This is a genomic window from Metabacillus halosaccharovorans (assembly GCF_002019635.1).
GTDB lineage: Bacteria > Bacillota > Bacilli > Bacillales > Bacillaceae > Metabacillus > Metabacillus halosaccharovorans.
This window is the reverse complement of sequence record NZ_KV917371.1, coordinates 611,659-636,140: the sequence shown is the minus strand read 5'-3', so window position 1 is coordinate 636,140 and position 24,482 is coordinate 611,659. Positions and strand designations below refer to the sequence as shown.

The window sequence follows — 24,482 nt, the reverse complement described above, 5'->3', positions numbered from 1 at the left end:
ATAGTTTAAATGATGACCAGCTATCATTTACATAGATAAAATCAAGTCTTTTGGCGGTTTAACTTGATTATTGAAAGGAGTTGAATAAATGTTAGATCACACAGATATGCGTATCCTTGAAGAACTATCCAAGAACAGTCGGATCACGATGAAGGAATTGGGTGAGAAGGTTCATTTGACTGGCCAAGCAGCTGCCACAAGAGTAGCAAAGTTAGAGGATAATGGAGTTATTGAGGGGTATACAATTAGAATGAACCAGACAAAATTAGGCTGCCTGATTCATGCGATGATCAATATTTATACAAAAAGTCCTCATCATGATTCATATCTTTCATTTATTAAAGCTCAGAAATCATTTGTTTTAAACAATTATAAAATTAGTGGGGATGGTTGTTACCTGCTTGAGTGTAAGTTTCCATCTAATGAAGTGTTAAATCAATTTTTAGAAGATTTGAATCAACATGCGAACTATAAATTAACGATTATTATAAGTAAGTAATGATGTGGTATTTGGCTGCGTCAAAAGAGTCGCTATACTTTTTAGGTAAAGTACAGCGACTCTTAGAAAATTGCATTATGTAAGTTTACATCAAAACTCAGATTCAAGGCGTTTGATAAATTCTTCTGCAGCACTATATCCTTGTTGTTTCAAAAGCCAATTATTAGCAGCTGCTTCAATTAACCCTGCAACATCACGTCCAGGCTGCAATTGGATTTCAATATGAGGAATTTTTACCCCCATATATTCTGTGAATTTCGATTCCTGCTCTAATTCATTATTTAGGGTATCTTTTTGCCATTTAGTCAATTCAATATCTAACGCAATTCTTGTTTCATCTTGAAACGCTTTTCTTCCATATAATCGGACAACATTTAAAAGCCCAATACTTCGCAGTGAAAGAAATTCCTTTGTTTTCTCGTCATGTGTGCCAAGAATGGTGGTCGGACTAAGCTTTTTTAACACGACAATATCATCTGCAACAAGTCGATGTCCCCGCCCAATCAACGTATGTGCTGTTTCACTTTTCCCAACACCGGATTTTCCTCGAATTAAAATCCCCATTCCATAGACATTAATACAAACTCCATGGATCGCAGTTTCAGGTGCTAATGCTTTAACCATATAAGCATCAAGTTTTGTAATAAATTCAGAGGTTGGTTGTGGTGTATCCGTACATAATAGAGGGATTCCCTCTTCAAGACAGTATTGTGTTAAGTAGGTTAGTCCTTCTTCACCAGCCGTAACAATGAAACAAGGTGGGTGATATTTTACAATATTCCCTATCCGAAATTGACGCTCATCCAAGCTTAATTTATGTAAATAGGTAATCTCTTTGCTTCCTAGTATTTGAACTCGTTCTGTTGGAAAAAAATCAAAGTGACCAACGAACTCTAAACCAGGACGATGAGATCTAGGTTGTGTAATAGCTTTTTGGAGTTGTTCTTCACCAGCAAGAACCTTTAATGCAAATTTTTGAACCAAATGTTCAACGGTTAATAATTTCAATATGAAGATGCTCTCCTTTCTAGAGGCGTATTTATTTAATGAGTGCTCTAATAAAACAATGATATTGTATATAATCATATATGATTTTAGGAGTAGATATCTATCATTATGGAAGAATGTCACAGAAATGATTCATTCGTGTTTTTTTACATGTAGCGAATAACAAATAGCTATTTTTTATAAAAGAATTAGTGCGAAAAAAGTCTTATTAAGAGGGAGTTCGAAAATAGGTAAAAAGTAGTTTTATTTAAAGATGGATGAAAAGTGTTATTCATCTAGATACCACGCCCTTATTAGGTATTTTTGAGGGTGTGTAATAATCACAAAACAACACCTTTCACCCATGAATTCTTAACATTAAGTAAAAAGGTTTAGAAGTAGTTAGGATATAATAGCTGTTTTTACTATAGTGAAATAAATATTCCAGATCTTTAATTATTTAGTTAACCTTGAAATGACAATGTTTTCCTTTTGTTTGAAATTGTAAAATATTGTAGAAAAGATAGTTTTGCAACCTGTGACCAAATAGCCATTTTCCTTTGAGCCAATTGATATGCATATTGCGAATGGCTTATGATGTTTTTTGGATATCTTAAACTACCATATTCAGGCTTTTATACTAATATTTTGAAGTTAAGTGATAGATAAATATTATTACTTTATTGAATAAAAAGTATGAAAAACCGGAAATGGTACAAAAACACATAGTCAAAAGGGAGTGGATTTTTTGTTAAGAAAAGCATCAATCGTCACATTAGGATTAGCAGTAGCAATTACTCCAGGAATCTCAGTAGCAGCTGAAGAAGGTAGTGAAAGTGTTAAGCAACAAGCCGTTGTAGATAAAGCAAGTGAAGAAACTGCAACAGACGCTGCCAATGTCGTTGTTCCAGCAGATGAAACTAGTGATTCAGAAGCTGTAGCCGACGAGCCAACTTCAAGCGAACCGAGCGAAACCCCAACAGAAGAGGATCCAGCAGCTAGTGAAGAAGAAGTAATAGAAGAAGATCCAGCAGCAGGTGAAGAAGTAGTAGTAGAAGAAAATCCAGTAGCAGGTGAAGAAGAGGTAGTAGAAGAAGATCCAGCAGCAAATGAAGAAGAAGGATCAGAAGAAGATCCAGTAGCAGGTGAAGAAGAGGGAACAGAAGAGGATTCATCAGCAAATGAAGAGGATGTTGTTGATGAGGATGAAGAAGAACAGCTGCCTGGTTTAACGTCTGAAGAAATCGTTGCACAAATGGAAGGATCAGTAAATGGACAAGTTTCTGAGTTTGATAAAGAAAAAGGCTACTATACATTAACAATTAATGCCACTGTTACAAATGATTCTGAACAAGCAATAGCGAACTTTTATACAGGTGTAGATATTCCTGATGATATTATGGTGCTTGATACGGACGAAACTCCTCAGGATATTTATCTTTTATCAGGTGAAGAAACAGAATTAGCCATTCCATTTGGCGAAGTGAAAGCTGGAGAAACAAAAAATGTTTCCATTAACATCCCTGTTATCGGAAAAACAGCTGGAGCTAATTTACTTCAAACCTTAAATGCATATGTGATTGATGGAAGTTACTCACCAGTTGGTCAAATTTCCGGATCAAGCAATCTATCATTCAGCACAATGAGTGAAGCAACATTCTTTGAAGGAAGAGCACAGGCAGTGACTGATTTTCCAGGTTTAGCGGATAATCAATTTGGTATGCAATTTGGTTTTAAAGTTCAAAATTTACAAATTGAAAGCATTGATAACGTTAAAATTGAGTTTATCGTACCAAACGGTGTAACCATTCATGAACCTGATAGCTATCAAGAGGGTGAAATCCCTGACGCGCTTGATGATTTCTTAGGTGGTGGAAGTTTGGGACTTGGATCCAGCCGATTAAATCTTGATTGGAATGGAAATACCGCTTTTGTTGATATTGGTGCAATAGAAGCAGCTGGCGGTTATCAAGGCTTCTTCTCAGCAATTGGGGAAAGCAGTTTAAGCTTTGAAGATATTAAAAACTTGAAAGTGAAAATTACCTTATTTAGCGGTAATGAAGCAGTTGAATCATTTACAACACCAATTGAATTAGTAAAATATGAAGGTAATGATGATGACTCGGACAATGGATCAGGCAACGATTCAGGTGACACAGATAACGGTTCAGACAATGATGGTGGTACAACACCTGTTGTAAATAAGCCAACTCCAACTAACTCTGATAAAGGTAACAATTCATCTAACAACAGTAATAATAGTGGAAAAGCTAATGATAACAATGATAGCGATCTTAAAGTAACACCGGCTGATAATGATGATGATTCAGATAGTGAACAAGGTGGTAAACTGCCAAAAACAGCTGGAACGAACCCTGTTGGTGTATTAATGGGCGGGGCAATCGCAGCATTTGGTGCAGCCTTACTTGCAGTGAGAAAGAGATTATTTCAACATAAATAAGTGAAGAGGGCGATTTTCGTCCTCTTTAAGATTTTTAGATTGGGAGGGTAACAATGTCCCGAATCATTGGATTTATTGCAGCTGTATTCGTTATTGGCGGAATCTCCTATTCTGCTTGGAATTTATATCAATGGAATGACAGTAAAAAATCTGTAAAAGCCATGAATGAGACCCAAGCCATTACAACAAAAAGTACCGAGTTACAGCCTAAAAAGGCGCTTGAAAAAAAGAATGAAAAAACAATAGAAGATATGTCAACATTAAACTATTCTGTAGAGAATGGAAAAAATGTAGCGAGTTTACAAATTCCAAAAATAGATTCAAGCTTTGATGTTTTTTGGAATACAGATGAATCAACACTTGATAAAGGTGTCGGGATGTATGTGAGTGAATGGACAACAATCCCAAATGATATCGGAGGTCATACTGTTTTAAGCGGACATCGGGATACCGTTTTTACAGAATTGGGTGAGCTTGAACAGGGAGATATCATGACAGTTGAATATGAAGGTGAATCTTTCGATTATGAGATAAAAAAAATCTGGGTTACAGATGAAAATGACCGAACTGTTATTGTGAAAAAAGATAAACCAACTTTGACACTTACGACCTGCTATCCGTTTGACTTTATTGGTTCTGCCCCTGATCGGTATATCATTCAGGGAGAATTGGTAACCGAATAACACTGTAAATAAGGCGCTAATCAGTAGCGTCTTTTTTATGTTTTCAGAGAGTTTATGATTTTTAAATACTGTCAGGAAAACCTTAAAAGGTTATCGTTTCATCTCTAAACCTCAGTGTGAGATCGTTAAATAGATATAAGTAGATAACCCAAAAACAATGAAAATCAAAGAAGAAATCATTGCTAATTCTCTCCAATCCTTATTGGAGATTCTTAATGACCGAAGATAAGAAAAAAAACCTATCATAACGAATAGCATGCTTCCGATTAGATTAAGAGCTGTACTCATGAGGGGATACCACCTTATATAACAAATATCATTTTAATAATTACGCCCAAATTTGTAATTATTATACATTAAATGGTGTTTTAAGGAAACAAGAATATTCACTTGTAGAGATCGTAATCTAGTAACAGAAGTTGATTGTGCATATTGGATCTTAAAGTAGATATATGACATTATGGCTTAAGACTAGGTTCCTTATGACATGAAAATAATAGTAGAATATATTAATAATGAAGATAGGGGAAGAGCAATGCATATTCGTGAAATGGAAGAAAAGGACAATCAAAAAATAGAGCAAATTATTAAGCACTCATTAGAATCATATCACTTAAATATTCCAGGGACAGCCTACTTTGATCCCCAGTTAAGTACTCTTGCACAATACTACATGCACCAAACAAATGCGAAATATTGGGTTGCTGTGAATGATAAAAATGAAGTGGTAGGTGGTGTAGGTATTGCACCATTTGGACAGGGGAGCGGGATTTGCGAGTTGCAAAAGTTATACATATCACCTGAAGCTCAAGGAGTAGGACTATCGAAAAAGTTAATGAAAGTAGCACTCGACTTCGCCAAGGAACACTATACATACTGTTATTTAGAAACGTTGAAGAAACTCCAAACAGCAAATCATCTTTACCTCAAATTTGGTTTCCAACAGCTTGATAAGGCACTGGATGGGTCAGATCATAATGCTTGTGATGCTTGGTATATAAAAGAGTTAAAATAAGCGAGGCTTTATGTAGAAAAAAGCAAGTAAATGTAAAACGCATGAACGGATCATTCATGCGTTTTTGTGTTAGATCTATTCTTATTTATATTCACCACAGTTTTGGCTTTTCAAGTTAAATATGTGCCATATCCATTAACAGTGGAATGAGAAAGCTTCCCCATCCCATCGTCAAAATCGCTGCGAAAATCATCGCCAGGGAGGAGAAAGTAGCCTCTTGTTCACCATATTCCATTGCTTTAGAAGTACCGACACCATGTGCACTCATACCAAGTGATAATCCTTTTGCAATCGGTGATTTAATGGCCAACCATTTCAGTGTAAAGGGACCAATAATTCCTCCGCTTATTCCTGTAATAATCACAAAGATTGTTGTTAATGTAGGGGTCCCGCCAATTTCCTTTGATACTTCGATGGCAATCGGGGTGGTAATCGACCTTGGCAAAATACTAATTAGGAAATTTGTATTTAAATGCAAAACAATCGATAAAATAAAAGTAGAGGAAATAGCAACTAATGTCCCGATTGTAATACTGACAATAATTGTACCCATATATTTTTTAACTAAATGAAAATGCTTGTAAATTGGAATCGCAAATGCAACTGTTGCGGGTCCTAGTAAATCTGTTAGCACTTTTGCAGAATCCATATACGTATCAGCCGAAATACCGAGCACTTGAATCAACAAAATAATGACAATAGGACAAAGTAATAAAGGATGTAAAAAAGCTAACGTCCACTTTTTATTCGTTAGCTTTATTAGCTTATAAATAATGATCGTTAACACTGTCAATAGAATAATTTTCATTTGGCAGCACTACTTTGTCTTTTCTGAATAAAGTCTGCGGTAAAGGCTGTTACGGCCATGACAATAAATGTACTGGCAGCAATAATTAACACCAATTCAATCCCTTGCCAGCTAATGATTTCATTATAATTGACAATTCCGACTGCGGAGGGAATGAAGAAAAGCAATAGTTCTGCCAATAGCCAATTGCCGCCTTTTTCAATCCATTTCAACTTCACGACACCTGTAAATAAAGCAAGTAATAAACATGCTAACCCAATCATTGAAGCAGGAAGAGGAATTGAAATGATTTCTTTTATCCCTGCACCTAGAAAAAAGAATAAAGAGATAAATAATATTTGCATAAAAATCGTTAATAGTTTCATTTATGATAACCCTCCCTTGTGTAGGAAGGAGCAAACCAAGCCCCTCTTTAGACCGGTTTAAATCCTAGTCTATGGAACATGGTACTACGCTTTTTACCATTCGTAAAATACATAATAACTATGAAAGTGATAACTAAAAGTTATAATGAAATTAAAGGAAAAATTCAATTAACCGTTTCGCAGCAAATGAGAGATACTTATCCTTTTTTGTTATGACAGCTAAGTTCCATGGTGTAAAGGGTTCAATATCAATGATATTCACATGTTTATTTTCTACACGGTTACAAATCGATTCAGGTAAGATGGTTACGCCTAAATCGGCCCCAACCATTTCAGACATTAAATCCCATTGCGAGGTTTTAAATAAAATTTTTGGCTGAAATCCTTCTCTAATAAAATTGTTCCACATAATATCATGAAGGGCAAAATCCTCGTGGTAAAAAATAAACTCTTCATCCTTCAGTTCCTTTAGGTGAATAAGGTCACGATCTGCTAATGGGTGCTGATGATGTAGTAATAACTTCATCTGATCTTCCACAATCGGATAAATATTAAACATCTCTTCGTCAACAGGTAAAACAGCAACGCCTAATTCAATTTCACCTTCCACTACAGATTTCACAACCTTTGCACCGCCATATTCGGTAATGTTAATGGAGATATTCGGATACTGCTTATGAAACTCAGCCATGACACTTGGAAAATATAAACTGCCAATAATCGGCGGAATTCCTACCCTAATAGTACCTCGTTGTAATTCTGTTAAATCATTCAAAATCGTCGTCATTTCACCAATTTGCGAAAAAATTTTCTGAGCATATTGCATAACGATAAAACCGGCATCTGTTATTTCGCTTGTTTTATTGGACCGAACCATTAATGTCATATCCAATTCATCTTCAAGACTTTTAATCATCTTGCTTAAAGCCGGTTGTGAAATATGAAGGACTTCAGATGCCTTCGTAAAATTTTTATATTTTGCAGCTTCTAAAAAATATTGTAATTGTTTTAACTCCAACGGAACACACCTCCAACTATAGTATAAATGTTCCTATCATGATTGTGAAAGATTGACCATTAAGCACCTTACTATATATTATCACTCCTTGATCTTTATTTTTCTATTTTTAAATGACCCGGAGTGCTCCAAAGTAATATGTGATTCAATTGATTTTATGCTGTCTTCCCGAAGCAGAGTATCTTGATCTTTTAACTTTTTCCAATCGGAATGATACTTTCTATAAAGCAGATGCTCCAAATTTAGAAAATCGATATGATGTTCTAAGCCTAATTCGTATAATTGTCTTACTTCTGAAGCAATCCCTTTTTTTACGAACTCTTCCATAGCATTCACATTAATTGTGTTGTTTTTCATGCGATTACTTATTATTCCATTTGCGTAGTAGAGAATGGTAAAGCGAAAGTTTCCGTTTTTCTTCTCTGGTTGGATTTTAACCATCTGGTCCTCAAGCACCGCAAGAAATTCAGATTTATTTTCATTTGGTAATAATATAGAAGCTCGTATGGAATCTGAATTCAGCCAACGCATTCCTTTAATTTTCTCATACGGAAAATAGCTCTTATACTTATGATTTTTTAGAAAAAATGCTCCATCTATTGCTAATTTCGGCTCTTCCATTCCATTTTTCTTCCACTGTGTGGTTACAATCGTAAGCGAGGGAATATAAGTGGTGTGAGCAGGTTCAAAAAACTCACGTGCAAATTGGTTTAATTTTATAGGCATGATGGTTGAACTTTGTTCATAGGAACTTTTGGGATTATGGAGGATTGTATCCAATGAGTTTTGATTATAAAATCCTGTAGTTGAAAGAATATCAACAATTGAATCCTTTGTTCCAAAAATCCACGGAGTTGGTCGGAACTCATAATAACGCGTCAAACCATCAAAAACACTACCCAGTCCTTTTTGCAGAACATTTTCGCTCAACACAATGGCAGATACATTTGCCCATACAAATCGTTCCTGTGATGTCTGATATGCTTTAAAGAACCCATCAATAAATGTTTTTCCCCTCGTCTCGGAAACATACACTTCAGGTGGAGCTTTTTCACCACCTTCACTTTTAGCAACAGAACTCAACCCTATCGACTGAATATAAACATAATATTCCCCATCTCGATAATCCACACCAATAGCTGTTGCGAAGTTTTGTTTTTCGATTTCACTGATATCATTTTCACAAGCGGTCATAAAGAAGCAACAAAGAAAAAGAATAGCGTGGAAAACCATAATAGGATTTTGCTTCATACTACTTTCTCCTCTTCTGAATAAATGAAATGCCGAATTTTTTTCGATCAAAAGGGTTTGTAAATAAGGCTGATAAGTATTCTTTGAATGTTAACGAGGCAATTGGTTCAAGATAAGCAACTTTAAAGGAGTCCAAATTAGAAAGGTAAATAAGTACACTTAAAAATCCTATAATAACCCCGTATACTCCTAAAAAAATGGCTAACAGCAAGGTATAAAGACGAAGAATACTTACAGTTCCAACCAATGATTGATTGACAAGTGTATAACTTGCAACGGCTGTTAACGCAATGATAACGATCATCGTTGGGGAAGCAAGCCCAGCTCGAATCGCCGCATCTCCGATAATGATACCTCCGACAATAGAGATGGTTTGTCCAAGAACAGTTGGCATACGAACTCCCGCTTCTCTTAACAACTCAAACAATGCAAGAATAAATATAGATTCAACTCCAATTGGTAAAGGCAAACCTTCCCGTGAGACCACAACAGTAGCCAAAAGGGCAAAAGGGATTTGATCAATATTTACAGCTGATAGAGAAACCCAGAACCCCGGGAGAAAAATAGCTATAGCCAAACCAATAATCCGAATAAAACGACCAAATATAACAAGATAGAATGGAAAGTGGACATCCTCAGGTGATTTAATTAACTCGAAAATATTAATCGGTCCTATCAATACCGAAGGAGATCCATTAACGATTAAAATAAACCTTCCGCGCATCATGCTTTCAATGGCAAAATCCGGGCGTGTTACATAATCTAGTAACGGAAATAGAGAAAAGGATCGATCTGATAGCCATTGCTCCAATTGACCACTGCTAACAACACTTTCACCTTGAAATGTCTTAAGACGCTTACTTATTTCCTGAATGATCGTTTGATTGGCTTTATTATTCATATAAAGAAGAGACACTTCTGTTTGACTCATCGAACCTAAGGTGTAGCTTTCACAATAAAGATGCTCAGACTTCATTCGTTTTCGAATCAAGGAAATGTTTACATTCATTTCCTCAGTAAAACTATCCTTTGGTCCTTTAATTGAAACCTCTGTACTTGATTCCTGTGGGCTTCGTTGTGGTATTTTGCTTAGATCAAATGCATAGAAAAAGGGAGTTCCTTCTCGAAACACAATAAGAGATCCTGAAAACAAAAGATTCACTGTTTTATTCATTTTTTCAACATGCTGGAATGGTGGAAGTATTTCAGTATGATTGCGCGTTTCTCCCTTAACAAGGTACATAATAATCTGATTATAATACTCATTTAGCTGTGTTGAATCTATCATTCCTTTGCAATAAAAAACTTGCAGAGTCTCATCATTACCATTTTGAATAAAGGTAATATCTCCATATGGAAGGAAAAATTTTTCTACCTCATGGCTAGTCAACGTTCCTTTTGTTAAAAAATGCTCCAATTGTTTCATGCTCATATGTTCTGAATTCCTTTCTTCATTGGCAGGTAGCCAATAATCAGTAACGCAAATGAGAATAACATAGCACCTATGAAAACAGCTGGATAAAAATATTTCCCAATGATTGTTTGGACCCAAATATCACTTAGCGGAATGATCGTGAATAAACCTAAAAGCAGTGGTGAGACAGCAAACACATGCTTTTTCTTAGACACCTTTGAAAATCCTTTAACCATATCCCAAAGCAGATAGAGGCCTAATGAAATCCGAATAATCTCGCCGCTTAATAATTGGAATACCGCCAAAAAGTCAACATGTGAGATATATTCTCCCAAGGTAATAAGTCTCCATTGTTCAAAAGCTGGAAACCGCATATTAGATGCAACAGCTGGTCCAAAAGAAGACAAAGAACCCATAGTAGGACCTATAATTAACCCGGCTAAAATGGTAATGAGAACGAAAAGGTTCAATAATGTAAATTTCTTTTTTGAATGGTGTTGAAGGAGTAAAAGGACAAGCAAATCTGCACTCCCGCCAAGAATAATGATAGTCCCTTTTAAAATAGGGTGATAGCCATCAACTAGGACTGGGAAAAGATAGGAGTAATCCTTTTCTTTCATAGTAAACACAGAGACAAATATCCCAAGCATCCAAACAAATGGCAATAGAACAGCTGAAACATAGACAATTGATTTTAAACCACTATAGGCCGACCAAGCGCTGATTAGCAGAAAAGGCAGCATCACCACAAAGGATGGTGTTCGAGGCAGAAAATATATATTTATGGATTGAATTAAATCATAAAATGAAATCGCACTAATGGCGAAAATATAAAACGAAAAAATGCTGATCAAAAGACGAGAAATCAAACCTCCGGTACGTGCTTTTATCCAGTCATATAGACATAAGCGCTGATGATTCTTCTTCATAATCAGATAGAGGATATATCCCCAAAACAATAAGATGGTATAAGAAACCAAAACACATACCCATGCATCACGTTTTCCTGTTGCTAGCAAGTGAGGCATGAGAAGCACATGATTGGAAATTCCTATAAAAAGGATAAGGACAAAAAATAATTGAGTTCTTGAAAAAAGCATGGACACACCACCGGATAATGACTTTGTTGTTAGCTTTTGATTGTTTTTCTAAATTATGTATTTTCTTTACCAACATAAGTCTATTAAGCACGTCAACGAAACTAAATTGTCATTGCTTATTAACGTTTTAAAATTTTACTGTCATAATCAAATTCTCTATAATTATCGATAATGAAGACAACGGAAAGGGTTTTGATGAAATGGAATGGAAACCGAACCGGGCCGATAAAATGCCTATTTATAAACAAATTGCCAGCTATATTGAACAAGGGATTTCAGCAGGGATTTTTCTGCCAGACAGTATGTTGCCTTCGGAACGGACTCTTGCAAAGGAATTACAAGTGAATCGCAGCACAGTAGTCGCTGCATATGAAGAGTTACAGTCACTTGGAATTGTGAGCAGAAAGAAAGGAAGCGGAACCCGAGTTAGTACAGACATTTGGGGGTTATCACACAAACGTATTCCGAATTGGGGCAGATATGTAGAAGATGGTTCCTTTGTGCCGAATCTTCCTTTAGTACAACGAATTCGGATGGAGACAGAAAAGAATGATTTGATAAATTTGGCTAGCGGTGAGTTAACAGCTCAGTTATTTCCTACTGAACAATTTCAAAAGATTTTGTCTGACCGTACCTTCACAGGCTATCTTGGTTATGATCATCCTCAAGGAAATGCTGATTTAAGGGAGACCATTTCCACACATGTAAGAGAATATAAAAATATTGATACTAGTTCTTCTTCTATCCTCATTACATCGGGTGCCCAGCAGGCTCTGCATCTGATTGTTCAATGTCTTCTCAAGCCGGGAGATGCTGTTGCTATAGAGAATCCGTCATATTGCTTCTCTCTTCCGATCTTTCAATCTGCCGGACTGAGGACCTTTTTGTTACCTGTTGATGAGAATGGGATGAATCCCGAAGATCTTGTATCTTTACATAAAAAGCATAGAATTCGAATGGTCTTTTTAAATCCTGACCATCACAATCCAACAGGGACAATTCTATCTTTGGAACGTCGAAAGCGTGTGTTAGAGCTGTCTGCGGAATTTGGCATTCCAATCATTGAAGATGATCCCTACAGTTTAACGTCTTTTGACGGTAGTGTGAATCCTACCTTGAAATCAATGGATCTTAACGGAAATGTTTTATATATAAGTTCATTATCTAAAATTGTTGCATCAGGTTTACGAATTGGCTGGATTATTGGTCCCTCAAAAGTTATTCAACGTCTGGCTGATGCGAAACAACAGGTTGACTTTGGTCATAGTGTTTTTCCGCAATGGGTAGCCAACGAGTTTTTAGGATCAACAGAATTCACTTCCCACATTACGATGCTCCGAAAAGAGTTAAAACATCAAAGAGATGAATTAACAAATAGTCTAACAACATTATTAGGTAACAAAATGGAGTTTCTCATCCCTAAGGGAGGAATCCATATGTGGTGCAAATTAAATGATTCTCTTAATGAATATAAATTACTCGAAGAATCAGTGAAAAAGGGGGTAGCCTTTATCCCGGGAAGTATTTTCGGAACGGAAAAAGGCTATGTTCGCTTTACGTTTGGACGAGAGAACAAACACTCAATTCGAGAGGGTATTTCGCGGTTTGCTGAAGCGTTTAAGAACATTCATTAAGTTATTAAACGCTTCGTATCCGATCTTTATGCCCCCTGGGAAAATCGTTTCCTTATGAATTGGATGGGTTAAATAGTTGCAAATTGGATGGTTAACTTATAACTTTCATAAGTTACTATATAAAAAGAACGATCACTATTCTTAATCCATTCTAAGAGGAGATATATAAATGGCATTTGCAGTCATTCTAATTATTGTTTTAGCCATACTGGCATTAGTTGGAACAATCTTTGCAGCAAAAGATACAGAGGTTAGTTATGGGAAAAATACAAAAAGTAATATTGGTAGATTAACAGCTATTTATGCTGTTGTGATTTTTCTTTCTATCTTAGTTATTGGTGCGTATATTTTTATAAAATAGGATGTTAAATCAGCTTGCAATTAATAAGGAATGAGCTGATGTTAAAATTGAAAAAAATGGATGTTTTCATTATAAGGAGTTGAAAAGTAGATGATATCTGCTTTTATTGTTTCATTTTTACTAGCTGCAATTAAAATTGTGTTAACTTGTATGCCATCTGATCTAGTAGATTGGATTTTAAGTAAGTTTGCCCTACATCCAAAGTTAAATTCAAAAGAGGTCAAAGTGACATATAACGGTAAACATTTGGAATCTGAAGAGAAAATGAAATTTACCGATTATTTTAATGAAGCCACATTTTTGAAAAAATATTATATATTTCCTGGAAACGAACAGTTATTCTTGAGTCCAGAGACAGATGTATCTCCGATTGTTGTCAATATGGAAAGAGGGAAAAAAACGATTATATTATATGTTTTCTGTTATGAAGATCATATTGATGTAGTTAAACAGTTTAAAAGTAAAGTAGTTTCTTACAGTTTAAGATCAGACGATCTACAAACCTTATCACCTGAGATCCGTTATTTGAATAAGGCAGTACTTTCATAATGAAGAATCTGTCGTTGAGAAGACGAGAGGCTAAATTCGTCTCAGAACATAAAAGTTGAAGGCTCCAATCCTTTTGTAGAAAAGGGATGGAGCCTTCACTGCTTTATTTAGGTGCTATTCCTGTCCAAAAAAGATCTACTAAAGATCGAGCTGTTTTTTCATATCCTCCTAATTCGGTTATTAATTCAGTTTTATTTCGAATCATTGTTACGGTAGAAAACGCATGTGCAAGCAACAATGGGCTTGTTGTAACGATCTCTCCATTTTCCATTGCTTGTTTAAATATATTTTCCAATGCTTTATGGATGTCTTGTTCTGATTCGCGAATTTCACGGATATGATCTTTTGAGAGGGAAGAACCAGCTTCCTGTAATAATGTTTCAAAATCAATATGAGGTCTCTTTAGATGTTCTAACGTAACTTCATATAATCTGCTCTCTAATCCTTTTGTACTTTGTAATAGTTCCTCGACACGTTCTGTAATACGCTGAAACATGCTTGACACAGCTTTAGTGAATAGTGTTGCTTTGTCTTTAAAGTAGTAATAAACACTTGCTTTTGTTACATTGCTGGCTTCAGCAACTTGTTGCATTGAAACACTCTCGTATCCATATGTCAAAAATAGGTGAGCGGCTGTTGTAGAAATTCGCTCCCTAGTTATATTCATTTCAGTTTTAACTTTTGGTCTGCCAGGTGTTCTCTTATTCGTCATGCATGATGTTCCTCCTTAGTTCAAGAAATTGCCACAATTAATCTAGTTGATTAATTAACCTTCCGGTATATATAATTATCCTTAGTTCTATATTAATTTTAATGTAAATTATAAAAACAAACAAACATTGAAATGAGGGAGTTTATGTGAAGAAATCGCCTTTAACAACATTCAGCCAGTATATGACAGGGAAAGTAAGTCGCTGGATTGTTATTGCCGCCTGGATTATAGTAACTGTGGTATTAACCATTGCCTGGCCGCCTGTTAGCGAAACTGAGGTTAATAATGCCCCGAACTTAAGTGAAGATTCACCTTCTGTAGAGGCAGAAAATCTAATTAAAGAAGAATTCCCTAATTCTTCAGGAGTGCCGGCGTTGCTTACATGGCATAATGAAGCAGGTTTAAACGAAGAAAATTTAAAAGCTGTCCAAGAATTGTCAGAGGATTTATCTAATAAACCGTTAGAAGGACAATCATCTACACCGCCTTTGCATAAAATGCCAATACCTGCCTTGCAAGAGATGATTTCTGAAGATGGCACCACACTCGTACAACCAATCTTCTTTGAAGAAAACATTGAGACTGGTGTCTTGGAAAAAAATTTAGAGAAGATCAAAGAGCAAGTAGAAGAGAAGGTTTCTTACGATTCTTTTGCTACAGATATCGATGATCCAGATAAATTAAGCACTCGAGTGACAGGTCCAGTAGGGATACAAGTAGATGCTACAAGCCTTTTTGAAGGAGCAGATGTAACATTACTAATTGCAACAGTTTTATTAGTATTAATTCTCCTTCTTGTCATTTACCGTTCCCCAATTTTAGCGATTATTCCTTTAATTGGTGTAGGTTTTGCCTATATGGTTCTTAGTCCGATTCTGGGTCTTTTAGCGGATAAAGGGTGGATTACGGTTGACTCGCAAGCTATAGCCATTATGACCGTATTATTATTTGGAGCTGGAACAGATTACTGCTTGTTTTTAATTTCTCAATACCGCGATGAACTTCGAAAAGTAAAAGATAAAAGAAAAGCACTTATTCACGCATTTAAAGAAGCTTCAGGTGCAATCGCGATGAGCGGGTTGACTGTTGTGATTGCTCTGCTTGTTTTAATCGTAGCGAAATATGGAGCTTACCATCGTTTTGCGATCCCATTTAGCTTATCTATTTTTGTTATGGGAATAGCAAGTTTAACGCTTATTCCGGCTTTATTATCTGTTATGGGAAGAGCTTCTTTTTATCCGTTCATTCCCCGTACTCCTGAAATGGAGGAAGAGATGGCTAAAAAGAAAGGGAAGCCGGTACGTATACGTAAAGAAAAAAGTCGTTTTGGAAATTGGGTTGGAACGATTGTTACAACGAAACCGTGGATAATTATTATTGCTTGTCTCGTTTTCTTTGGGGCTTTCTCCATGTATTCCAGTCAAATCAAGTATACCTATGATTTATTATCTTCTTTCCCTGAAGATATGCCATCAAGGGAAGGTTTTCAGGTTATTTCTGATGCTTATTCCCCTGGTGAATTAGCGCCGGTTCAAGTCGTTATTGATACGGAAGGAAAAGAAGTAGACGTAGTAAAAGAGTTACAGAAACATAATCTTGTTGATACAGTATCAGCTCCGCAAAATGGTGTTGATCATGAAAATTTAAAGGTATATGATGTTACGTTTAATGTGAATCCATATAGCGCAGAGGCGATGGAAGCTATTCCGGAGTTCAGAGATGCAGCGGAACAGGCATTAACACAATCAGATATTTCTTCTGCAGAGTCAAAAGTATGGATCGGAGGTCAAACGGCAACACAATATGACACCATGATCACCAGTAATGAAGACACTGATCTTATTGTTCCATTAATTATTGTCTTCATATCGATTCTGCTCTTAGCTTACTTACGTTCCATTGTAGCCATGCTGTATTTGGTTGGAACAGTTGTTTTATCTTATAGTGCAGCTTTAGGGTTAGGATGGTTTATTATCCACAATGTAATGGGTGTGGATGCTATACAAGGAGCCATTCCTTTATATGCGTTTGTTTTTCTAGTAGCTCTTGGAGAAGATTATAATATCTTCATGATCTCAAGCATTTGGAAGAAAAGAAAGTATATGCCGTTGAAACAAGCGATTAAAGAAGGGGTAAGTGAAACAAGTGGTGTTATCACTTCGGCTGGTATCATTCTAGCGGCTACCTTCGCGGTTTTAGCAACATTACCAATTCAAGTTCTAGTGCAGTTTGGAATTATCACTGCGTTAGGTGTTCTTTTAGATACATTTATTGTTCGTCCATTCCTTGTACCTGCGATTACGACCGTGTTAGGAAAATTTGCTTTTTGGCCAGGTAAATTGAAAAGGGTACAAGAAAAAGAGAATTAAACAAAAAGGATATGCCTGAATTTTTGCACATCCTTTATCATTTCATAAAGGAAGTGAATCCACGGATGAATAGAAAATTGAAATACATTCTACTCAGCTTTTTTTTATTACTGGTCGTGTTATTTCTTGGTTTTTTCACATGGTCACAACTAACCTATAAACCCTCTTCAGAGCTTGATACACTATTAGATAAAAGTGAAATTCAATATGAGGAAGATTGGATCATTTTCAATCAGCACTCAAGTAAATTAGGGATTGTGTTATACCCTGGTGCAAAAGTAGAGCCTGAAGCATACAGCTACTATGGAAAACAGTTAGCAAACAAAGGGTATTTGGTTGCCATACCTAAAGTTCATTTTAATTTTGCACTATTTGATTCCAACAAAGCTACTAAGATAATAGAGAACTACCCATCAGTTGAAAAGTGGATAATAGGTGGACATTCATTAGGAGGAGTTGCAGCGGCGAAATTTGCTTATGATCATCCTAAAAAAGTAGATGGAGTTTTTCTATTAGGTTCCTATCCTAGTGAAGTGAATGATTTCTCAAAAATGAAGACTCCGATGCTATCAATCTATGCAGAAATGGACGGCCTAACCACAGTAGAAAAAATTAACGAAACTAAGAAGTTTTTGTCCAAAAATGCTACAGTGCATGAAATAAAAGGTGGCAATCATGCTCAATTCGGTGTTTACGGTAAACAGAAAGGAGACAATGAGGCAGGTATATCTATCAAGATACAACAAGATGAAATGGTGAGTGTTACTTCTGAATGGATAAAAGAAATTAAATAATAGCAGCCAGCATCCAACCCCATTGAAAAATGGGGTTTTTTAGCATCATACTAATGAATTTAAACGTAACTTACATCAAAAGATGAGGTGAACTTTTTCAAAAAAATTTTTTGTGATTTTTTTGATTAGTGTGCTGATATAACATGCTTATAGAAAACAATACTTATTAATGTTAATAAATTAAGATTTTTCCAAGATATTAGATAAATTTTAAGATTATTAAAATAATAAATTACAAATTTTGGTTTAATTGACAAAATAAACCCAACATAATATAATCAAAATCAATCAAAAGTGATCAATAATAATCATATTTAATTTAAAAAAACTCCCACTAATGATCAGTGTATTTCATCAGCATTTTTATTTATCTGAAATGACAGCGTTACCACTAACTTTTTGAGACTGATAATTTAATAGAAATCTATCTTTAAGGTGGTGATATAAATACAAATATGTTAGCGTTTTCACGGCTGGTGAATCTTACAAGTGGTTAATTTGTGCTTGGAAAAAACCAAATTGTTTTAGGGGGATCATAATGAAAAGTAATTCAAAGAGATTCATGGTATTTGTTTTGATGTTAATACTAGCTTTGATGACAGCATGTAGTGGAGCAAGTAAATCAACAAGCAGCGGTAGCTCAAACAGTGGTTCTAGTGATAGTAGTGAATCTAAAGAGGATGAAAAACTAACTATAGCTTTATCAGTGGGTACACTTGCAAATCCTTTCTTTGTTGCGATGGGAAAAGGTGCAGAGGAAGCAGGGAAAGAGTTGGGAGCAGAAGTTATTGTTGAAAGTGCAGAATATGACTTGGCGAAGCAAACATCACAAATCGAAAACTTTATTACCCAAAAGGTAGATGTCATTTTACTTAATGCCGTTGATACAAAAGGTATAGCTGCAGCTGTTCTGCAGGCAAAAGAAGCGGGAATTCCTGTTATTGCAGTTGATGTAAATGCAGATGGAGGTGTGGATGCAACCGTTACTTCAGATAACTATCAGGCAGGTCAACTAGCTGGTGAGTATGTAATCGAACAATTAGGTGGAAAGGGCAATATTGCTATTATCGATGGACCTCCTGTTTCTGCTGTAGCAGACCGTATTAAGGGATTTGAGGACGCAATCAAAGGATCTGATATTAAAGTGGTAGCAAAACAAAATGGTGAAGGAAGTCGTGAAAAAGCATTAACGGTTATGGAGGGCATCTTACAAGCTAATCCATCTGGAACAATTAATGCCGTATTTGCTATTAACGATCCAGAAGCAATCGGGGTAGAAATTGCTCAAGAACAAGCAGGACGCAAGGATGAATTCTTCATTGTAGGTGTAGATGGAGCCCCTGAAGCAACAGAAGCAATGGCAAAAGAAGACAGTTCTATTTATGCAACCTCAGCACAATCACCTAGTGAAATGGTGAAAAAAGCAGCAGAAATTGGTATGAAAGTGAAAAATGGAGAAGAAGTAGAAGATTTAATCAAAGTTCCAGTTGAGCTAGTAACTCAAGAGACTTTAGATTCTTACAAAGGATGGTAAACCTCCAAACTTATATAGGCTGATAAGGATTTTATTCCTTCATCAGTCTTCTTCAAATATAGAAGGGATGATATAAGCTATGGTTGTCAAAGAAGAAGTAAAGCAGCGATCTAACCTAAAACACCCTGTTTTGAATATGCAGGGAATAAGTAAAACCTTCTCAAGAGTCACTGTATTAAAGAATGTGAAAATTGAGTTATATCCAGGCGAAGTCCATGCACTAATGGGAGAGAATGGTGCCGGAAAATCTACATTCATGAAGATTTTAGCAGGGATTCATCAACCGGATCAAAATGGAGGGGAAATCTATTATAAAGGCCAACCTGTCTTGTGGAAGGATCCTATCGATGCGAGAAATAAAGGAATAAGTGTCATTCATCAGGAATTAAATCTTTCTCCGAACCTAACGATCAGTGAAAATATTTTAATGGGTACAAAGTTTCCTAGAAATAGTTTAGGAATGGTAAAGTGGGATGAAGTTCATGAACGTGCTCAAAGGGTTCTGGATTCAATGGGATCCAGTCTTAACCCACGCCAATTAGTATCAACTCTTAGTGTTGCCCAGCAACAGATGGTTGAAATTGCTCGTGCCCTATCCTTTAAGGCAGAGGTTCTTATTATGGATGAACCGACAGCTTCATTAACAGTTAAAGAAATTATAAAACTATTTGACATTATTCATGATTTAAAAAAACAAGGGGTAGCCATTGTCTATATCTCTCACAGAATGGAAGAAATTTTTAAGATATCAAACCGATATACAGTATTACGAGATGGTGAATGGATCGCGAGTGGTCCTATAGAAGAAACTGATCCAGATCATCTTGTCAAACTTATGGTTGGACGTGACCTTAAAGATTTATTTAATCGTACCAAGGCATTTAATCCTTATCGAAAGAAGGATATACCCGTATTAGAACTCAGAAATATATCTGATAAAAAGGTAGTTAAAAATGTGTCATTTAAGGTTTACCCAGGTGAAATTGTTGGTCTTGCAGGACTTGTAGGTGCAGGAAGAACAGAATTAGTGAGGGCCATATTCGGTGCATCCAATCTAACAAGCGGAGAAATCTATGTAGATGATAAATTAGTGAAAATCAACTCACCAATTGATGCAATATCCAATGGTATTGCACATGTACCAGAAAGTAGAAAAGAACAAGGGTTATTTTTATCTATGTCTGTAAAAGAGAATATCTTAATGGCAGAACTTAAGAAGCACTCAAAATCTGGAGTAGTTCGTTGGAAAGACGTTAATGCTACTGCAGATCGTTATATCAAGGAATTAAGTATTAAAATTGCTTCTCCTGAACAGCCTGTTTCCAATCTGAGTGGAGGAAATCAGCAAAAAGCAGTAATTGCACGGTGGCTGTCTATTTCACCAAAAGTACTCCTACTAGATGAACCAACTAGAGGAGTTGATATTGGTGCTAAGACAGAGATTCATAAGATTATTTCTAAGTTAGCTGACGAAGGTTTAGCCGTTTTAATGATTTCTTCAGAATTACCAGAGGTGCTAGGAATAAGTGATAGAATTCTTGTGATGAGTGAAGGAAGATTAACTGGTGAACTATCAAGAAAAGAAGCTACACAAGAAAAAATCATGTACTTTGCTACAAAAGGGGAGTAACAAAATGAAAGCAAATGTTCAAACAGCTAATCAATCTCAAGGTCTAAACATAGGGAATATTATTCATGCATTATGGAATCGTTTAGGAATGATTATGATTTTATTATTATTATGTATCGTGCTTTCTTTCACAGCTCCAAACTTTTTAGATACTGCAAATCTATTAAATGTATTAAAACAAGTATCTATTATCGCTATTTTAGCTGCTGGGATGACAATTGTTATTTTAACAGGCGGTATTGACTTATCGGTAGGGTCGACAGTGGCTTTATCTGGAGTTATTTCAGTTATGGTTTCCTCTGCAGGTGTTAACCCTTATATTGCCATGTTATCGGGAGCAGCAGTAGGTTATGCAGTAGGATTAATTAATGGATTTTTTACAGCTAAGACAAAACTGCCAGCTTTCATTGTAACACTTGGAAGTTTCACATATGTACGTGGTCTGGCTTATGTTATTAGTGGTGGATACCCAATTGTTTTGGAAAATGAGACGTTTAAGTTTATTGGAGGAGGCTCAATTATAGGTATCCCAACTCCAATCTATATTATGCTTTTAGTTTATGTTGTGATGTTTTTTATACTGAAGTATACAATGTTTGGTCGTCATATTTATGCAATTGGTGGCAATGAAGAGGCAGCTCGATTAACAGGTATAAAAGTAGAAAAATCTTTAATTAATGTTTATTCAATTAGCGGATTATTAGCAGGCTTAGGTGGGGTTGTCTTAGCTGGAAGATTATATTCTGGTCAGCCGACTGCTGGACAAATGTATGAGCTTGATGCGATTGCAGCTGTTATTCTCGGAGGGACAAGTTTAGTAGGTGGAAGAGGTAAGATTCAAGGAACTATTATTGGGGTTTTAATTATGGGAGTGATTAGTAACGGACTTACACTAATGGATGTTAATTATTATTGGCAATTAGTTGTAAAAGGGGGAGTTATTATTGCAGCTGTATTACTAGATCGCTTACGTGGAGATAGTGCTGCTTAATACGCATCCAGGAAACACTTGATAGTTCATTGAAGCTTTTAAACTAGCTATTCAAGCGCGATAGTATAATAGCCGGTTCAAAAAGGAAAAGAATCCATTTTTATTAATGGATTCTTTTTATATTTCGTATTTTAATGCTTTTCCAGTTGGATATAATAATGAACAGTTTTGAAGAGAGGGAGGAAACTCCCTATTACTCTTGGCCGAAATAGACTTAAGGCATTTCTAATTCCACAGTATACGCCAAAGTTCAAAAGTAAAGGCAAAACACAGGTTGTGAAAATAAACGTAAAATCTGAAATGTAAACATTTGTTTACTTTACTATTACTTTTTCTGGGGAAAATGTCGGGATTTAAAATAGTTTGACTGAACCATTTTCTCTTACAATTTATTAAATTTCTTTTGATCTATATTTAACCATTACAATAGGTCCGGATAAATTTACCTGAAACGGAATTTGCATCTTTACATTTCTTAACACTACCTTCAAATATTTTTTTTATAATTTCCCTGTAACTCAATTTGTGGAGGGATATCAATGACAAATGAAGGATCTTTTGATGAGTTAATAAAAAGGTGGAGTGAGACAGCTTTAGAGAAGAATATGGACCGCAAGAACTTTATCTCGGGTGCCAGCAAGCTTGCCGGTTTATCACTTGGACTTGCTCTTACCCAATCCGTAACAGGCCTTGAGGTTATTAATGCTGCTCCGAAATTCAATGATTACCCTTTTTCTCTTGGTGTAGCATCTGGTGATCCGTTATCCGACAGTGTCGTTTTATGGACAAGGCTTGCTCCAGATCCGCTAAATGGTGGCGGCATGCCAAATGAAGCGGTAAAAGTGAAATGGGAAGTGGCTAAGGATGAGAATTTCCGCAAAATGGTTCAGAAAGGAAAAGTGGCGGCAGTACCTGAACTCGGACATAGTGTTCATGTAGAAGTGGATGGTTTGAAACCAAATCAAGTCTATTACTATCGTTTTATATGCGGAGGAGAGGTCAGCCAGACTGGTAAAACAAAAACATTGCCGGCAGAGGGTTCGAGTGTAAAGAATCTCACATTTGCTTTTGCATCCTGCCAGCAATTTGAACATGGTTATTTTACGGCTTACAAGCATATGGCAAAGGAAGATCTTGATATCGTCTTTCACCTAGGCGATTACATATATGAGTACGGACCAAATGAATATATTTCATCGACTGGCAATGTTCGGGTTCACAGTGGGCCAGAGATTATGAGTATTGAAGACTATCGAAACAGATATGCTCAATACCGCTCGGATGTCCACCTGCGCGCTGCCCATGCTGCTTTCCCTTGGGTAGTAACCTGGGATGATCATGAGGTGGAAAATAATTATGCCAATCTGATACCGGAAAAAGGACAATCTGTTGAAGCATTTGTAAAACGCAGGGCAGCAGCTTATCAGGCTTATTATGAACATATGCCGCTCCGGAAATCTTCACTTCCTGAAGGGGCTGATATGAGGCTTTATCGAAGCTTCTCATATGGAGATCTTGCTAATTTCTTTGTATTAGATTCCCGCCAATATCGCGATGACCAGGCAAACGGAGATACAAGTTCTCCGCAGACAGAGGAATCATTGGATCCTAGCAGGACTCTCCTCGGTGCAGAACAGGAAAACTGGCTTGTTGATGGATTGTCAAATTCAAATTCTAAGTGGAATGTTCTACCACAGCAAATCTTTTTTGCTGAAAGAAACTATGGAACACCAACTGAACCGCGCTATAGTATGGATTCGTGGGACGGTTATCCGGCAGCACGTGAAAGGGTAATGGAAGTGGTAAACTCCAATGACATAACAAACTTGGTTGTCCTAACAGGAGATGTTCATGCAAGCTGGGCATCAAACTTAAAAGAGGATTATTCAGACCCTAATTCCAAAACTGTGGGTGTCGAATTTGTCGGTACTTCCATAACATCTGGAGGCAATGGAGCTGATAAGCGTGCGGATACTGATAAAATCTTAGCTCAGAATCCTCACATTAAATTCTTTAATGATTACCGTGGCTATGTGAGATGTACAGTAACACCGGAGCAATGGAGGACGGATTACCGTGTTGTTCCATTTGTAACCGAGCCAGGAGCAGACATATCAACAAGAGCTTCATTTGTTTATGATAAAGATCAATCAGGCCTTAAGAAGGTTTCTTCTGCACTAGTGTCTGAAGGGGTCCAAAAGACGAATGAAGTGGAAGAAGACAGAACCCGGGCACATAACCGTGCACATGAGAAACAGAAACAAAAGAAAAAACAAAAAGTCACTAATTAATTCCCAAATTAAAGGA

The 24,482-nt window shown here is 36.3% G+C and carries 22 protein-coding genes; 13 read left to right on the top strand and 9 right to left on the bottom strand.

All coding sequences use genetic code 11. The features are described 5' to 3' along the window. The first annotated feature begins 88 nt into the window (after window positions 1-88). Window positions 89-499: an Lrp/AsnC family transcriptional regulator gene (locus tag BK577_RS03110; protein WP_078431572.1), complete on the top strand. Its 411-nt coding sequence runs from the start codon at window positions 89-91 to the stop codon at window positions 497-499. Window positions 500-589: 90 nt separating this feature from the next. On the opposite strand, the gene hprK is transcribed toward BK577_RS03110, so the two are convergent. Then, the gene (gene hprK / locus BK577_RS03105) at window positions 590-1,507 is read right to left on the bottom strand and encodes an HPr(Ser) kinase/phosphatase (RefSeq protein WP_139367257.1); all 918 of its coding nucleotides are present in this window, start codon (window positions 1,505-1,507) and stop codon (window positions 590-592) included. Window positions 1,508-2,234: 727 nt separating this feature from the next. Here hprK and BK577_RS03095 point away from each other — a divergent pair. Together BK577_RS03095 and BK577_RS03090 are read left to right on the top strand one after the other, a co-directional pair. Beyond that, a complete protein-coding gene (locus BK577_RS03095) occupies window positions 2,235-3,947 on the top strand; it encodes an ICP22 family protein (protein WP_139367256.1) in 1,713 nt (570 codons plus the stop codon). Between the two features lie 53 nt (window positions 3,948-4,000). Continuing rightward, window positions 4,001-4,630, top strand: a complete 630-nt coding sequence (locus BK577_RS03090; RefSeq protein ID WP_078431570.1) for a class D sortase — start codon at window positions 4,001-4,003, stop codon at window positions 4,628-4,630. 111 nt (window positions 4,631-4,741) lie between these two features. Here BK577_RS03090 and BK577_RS25865 read toward each other — a convergent pair whose 3' ends face one another. Further along, entirely contained in the window at window positions 4,742-4,918 is a 177-nt protein-coding gene (locus BK577_RS25865) for a hypothetical protein (RefSeq protein ID WP_169908075.1), read from the bottom strand. Between the two features lie 247 nt (window positions 4,919-5,165). Here BK577_RS25865 and BK577_RS03085 point away from each other — a divergent pair, with 247 nt between their 5' ends. After that, window positions 5,166-5,645 carry a GNAT family N-acetyltransferase gene (locus BK577_RS03085; RefSeq protein WP_078431569.1) on the top strand — a complete coding sequence of 160 codons (480 nt, stop codon included), beginning with the start codon at window positions 5,166-5,168 and terminating at the stop codon, window positions 5,643-5,645. 115 nt (window positions 5,646-5,760) lie between these two features. Here the strand turns inward: BK577_RS03085 and BK577_RS03080 are convergent, their stop codons facing one another. From BK577_RS03080 to BK577_RS03055, 6 genes are all read right to left on the bottom strand, one after another. Next, window positions 5,761-6,453 (bottom strand): LrgB family protein, encoded by a 693-nt coding sequence (locus BK577_RS03080; RefSeq protein ID WP_078431568.1) that lies wholly within the window; start codon window positions 6,451-6,453, stop codon window positions 5,761-5,763. Beyond that, window positions 6,450-6,818 carry a CidA/LrgA family protein gene (locus tag BK577_RS03075; protein WP_078431567.1) on the bottom strand — a complete coding sequence of 123 codons (369 nt, stop codon included), beginning with the start codon at window positions 6,816-6,818 and terminating at the stop codon, window positions 6,450-6,452. Before BK577_RS03075 ends, BK577_RS03080 begins: the two co-directional genes overlap by 4 nt. 151 nt (window positions 6,819-6,969) lie before the next feature. Next, window positions 6,970-7,836 (bottom strand): LysR family transcriptional regulator, encoded by an 867-nt coding sequence (locus BK577_RS03070; protein ID WP_078431566.1) that lies wholly within the window; start codon window positions 7,834-7,836, stop codon window positions 6,970-6,972. 81 nt (window positions 7,837-7,917) lie between these two features. Further along, on the bottom strand, window positions 7,918-9,087 hold the full coding sequence (locus tag BK577_RS03065; RefSeq protein ID WP_078431565.1) for a Ger(x)C family spore germination protein: 1,170 nt from the start codon (window positions 9,085-9,087) through the stop codon (window positions 7,918-7,920). A gap of 1 nt (window position 9,088) precedes the next feature. Next, window positions 9,089-10,519 carry a spore germination protein gene (locus BK577_RS03060; protein ID WP_078431564.1) on the bottom strand — a complete coding sequence of 477 codons (1,431 nt, stop codon included), beginning with the start codon at window positions 10,517-10,519 and terminating at the stop codon, window positions 9,089-9,091. After that, a complete protein-coding gene (locus BK577_RS03055; protein ID WP_078431563.1) occupies window positions 10,516-11,601 on the bottom strand; it encodes a GerAB/ArcD/ProY family transporter in 1,086 nt (361 codons plus the stop codon). Before BK577_RS03055 ends, BK577_RS03060 begins: the two co-directional genes overlap by 4 nt. A 200-nt stretch (window positions 11,602-11,801) precedes the next feature. Here BK577_RS03055 and pdxR point away from each other — a divergent pair, with 200 nt between their 5' ends. From pdxR to BK577_RS03040, 3 genes are all read left to right on the top strand, one after another. Next, window positions 11,802-13,235, top strand: a complete 1,434-nt coding sequence (gene pdxR / locus BK577_RS03050; protein ID WP_078431562.1) for a MocR-like pyridoxine biosynthesis transcription factor PdxR — start codon at window positions 11,802-11,804, stop codon at window positions 13,233-13,235. A gap of 169 nt (window positions 13,236-13,404) precedes the next feature. Further along, complete coding sequence (locus BK577_RS03045) at window positions 13,405-13,596, top strand: hypothetical protein (protein WP_078431561.1); 192 nt, start codon at window positions 13,405-13,407, stop codon at window positions 13,594-13,596. A gap of 90 nt (window positions 13,597-13,686) precedes the next feature. Then, the gene (locus BK577_RS03040; RefSeq protein ID WP_078431560.1) at window positions 13,687-14,145 is read left to right on the top strand and encodes a YfmQ family protein; all 459 of its coding nucleotides are present in this window, start codon (window positions 13,687-13,689) and stop codon (window positions 14,143-14,145) included. Window positions 14,146-14,248: 103 nt separating this feature from the next. Here the strand turns inward: BK577_RS03040 and BK577_RS03035 are convergent, their stop codons facing one another. Next, window positions 14,249-14,857, bottom strand: a complete 609-nt coding sequence (locus BK577_RS03035; RefSeq protein ID WP_078431559.1) for a TetR/AcrR family transcriptional regulator — start codon at window positions 14,855-14,857, stop codon at window positions 14,249-14,251. 146 nt (window positions 14,858-15,003) lie between these two features. Between BK577_RS03035 and BK577_RS03030 the strand changes: the two genes are divergently transcribed. From BK577_RS03030 to BK577_RS03005, 6 genes are all read left to right on the top strand, one after another. After that, window positions 15,004-17,226, top strand: a complete 2,223-nt coding sequence (locus BK577_RS03030; RefSeq protein ID WP_078431558.1) for an MMPL family transporter — start codon at window positions 15,004-15,006, stop codon at window positions 17,224-17,226. 65 nt (window positions 17,227-17,291) lie between these two features. Then, window positions 17,292-18,020: an alpha/beta fold hydrolase gene (locus tag BK577_RS03025; RefSeq protein WP_078431557.1), complete on the top strand. Its 729-nt coding sequence runs from the start codon at window positions 17,292-17,294 to the stop codon at window positions 18,018-18,020. A 538-nt stretch (window positions 18,021-18,558) separates the two neighbouring features. Continuing rightward, on the top strand, window positions 18,559-19,554 hold the full coding sequence (locus BK577_RS03020) for an ABC transporter substrate-binding protein (protein ID WP_078431556.1): 996 nt from the start codon (window positions 18,559-18,561) through the stop codon (window positions 19,552-19,554). Window positions 19,555-19,633: 79 nt separating this feature from the next. Next, a complete protein-coding gene (locus BK577_RS03015) occupies window positions 19,634-21,184 on the top strand; it encodes a sugar ABC transporter ATP-binding protein (RefSeq protein WP_078431555.1) in 1,551 nt (516 codons plus the stop codon). Between the two features lie 4 nt (window positions 21,185-21,188). After that, the gene (locus tag BK577_RS03010) at window positions 21,189-22,175 is read left to right on the top strand and encodes an ABC transporter permease (RefSeq protein WP_078431554.1); all 987 of its coding nucleotides are present in this window, start codon (window positions 21,189-21,191) and stop codon (window positions 22,173-22,175) included. Window positions 22,176-22,714: 539 nt separating this feature from the next. Then, the gene (locus tag BK577_RS03005) at window positions 22,715-24,466 is read left to right on the top strand and encodes an alkaline phosphatase D family protein (RefSeq protein WP_078431553.1); all 1,752 of its coding nucleotides are present in this window, start codon (window positions 22,715-22,717) and stop codon (window positions 24,464-24,466) included. Window positions 24,467-24,482: the final 16 nt, after the last annotated feature.

What these genes read in the sequence shown, in the direction of transcription:
- BK577_RS03075 (WP_078431567.1), bottom strand. Translation starts at nt 6,818, where the DNA reads ATGAAACTATTAACGATTTTTATGCAAATATTATTTATCTCTTTATTC.
- BK577_RS03010 (WP_078431554.1), top strand. Translation starts at nt 21,189, where the DNA reads ATGAAAGCAAATGTTCAAACAGCTAATCAATCTCAAGGTCTAAACATA.
- BK577_RS03080 (WP_078431568.1), bottom strand. Translation starts at nt 6,453, where the DNA reads ATGAAAATTATTCTATTGACAGTGTTAACGATCATTATTTATAAGCTA.
- BK577_RS03020 (WP_078431556.1), top strand. Translation starts at nt 18,559, where the DNA reads ATGAAAAGTAATTCAAAGAGATTCATGGTATTTGTTTTGATGTTAATA.
- BK577_RS03085 (WP_078431569.1), top strand. Translation starts at nt 5,166, where the DNA reads ATGCATATTCGTGAAATGGAAGAAAAGGACAATCAAAAAATAGAGCAA.
- BK577_RS03045 (WP_078431561.1), top strand. Translation starts at nt 13,405, where the DNA reads ATGGCATTTGCAGTCATTCTAATTATTGTTTTAGCCATACTGGCATTA.
- BK577_RS03015 (WP_078431555.1), top strand. Translation starts at nt 19,634, where the DNA reads ATGGTTGTCAAAGAAGAAGTAAAGCAGCGATCTAACCTAAAACACCCT.
- BK577_RS03090 (WP_078431570.1), top strand. Translation starts at nt 4,001, where the DNA reads ATGTCCCGAATCATTGGATTTATTGCAGCTGTATTCGTTATTGGCGGA.
- BK577_RS03060 (WP_078431564.1), bottom strand. Translation starts at nt 10,519, where the DNA reads ATGAGCATGAAACAATTGGAGCATTTTTTAACAAAAGGAACGTTGACT.
- BK577_RS03005 (WP_078431553.1), top strand. Translation starts at nt 22,715, where the DNA reads ATGACAAATGAAGGATCTTTTGATGAGTTAATAAAAAGGTGGAGTGAG.
- BK577_RS03110 (WP_078431572.1), top strand. Translation starts at nt 89, where the DNA reads ATGTTAGATCACACAGATATGCGTATCCTTGAAGAACTATCCAAGAAC.
- BK577_RS25865 (WP_169908075.1), bottom strand. Translation starts at nt 4,918, where the DNA reads ATGAGTACAGCTCTTAATCTAATCGGAAGCATGCTATTCGTTATGATA.
- pdxR (WP_078431562.1), top strand. Translation starts at nt 11,802, where the DNA reads ATGGAATGGAAACCGAACCGGGCCGATAAAATGCCTATTTATAAACAA.
- BK577_RS03035 (WP_078431559.1), bottom strand. Translation starts at nt 14,857, where the DNA reads ATGACGAATAAGAGAACACCTGGCAGACCAAAAGTTAAAACTGAAATG.
- BK577_RS03065 (WP_078431565.1), bottom strand. Translation starts at nt 9,087, where the DNA reads ATGAAGCAAAATCCTATTATGGTTTTCCACGCTATTCTTTTTCTTTGT.
- BK577_RS03040 (WP_078431560.1), top strand. Translation starts at nt 13,687, where the DNA reads ATGATATCTGCTTTTATTGTTTCATTTTTACTAGCTGCAATTAAAATT.
- BK577_RS03055 (WP_078431563.1), bottom strand. Translation starts at nt 11,601, where the DNA reads ATGCTTTTTTCAAGAACTCAATTATTTTTTGTCCTTATCCTTTTTATA.
- BK577_RS03025 (WP_078431557.1), top strand. Translation starts at nt 17,292, where the DNA reads ATGAATAGAAAATTGAAATACATTCTACTCAGCTTTTTTTTATTACTG.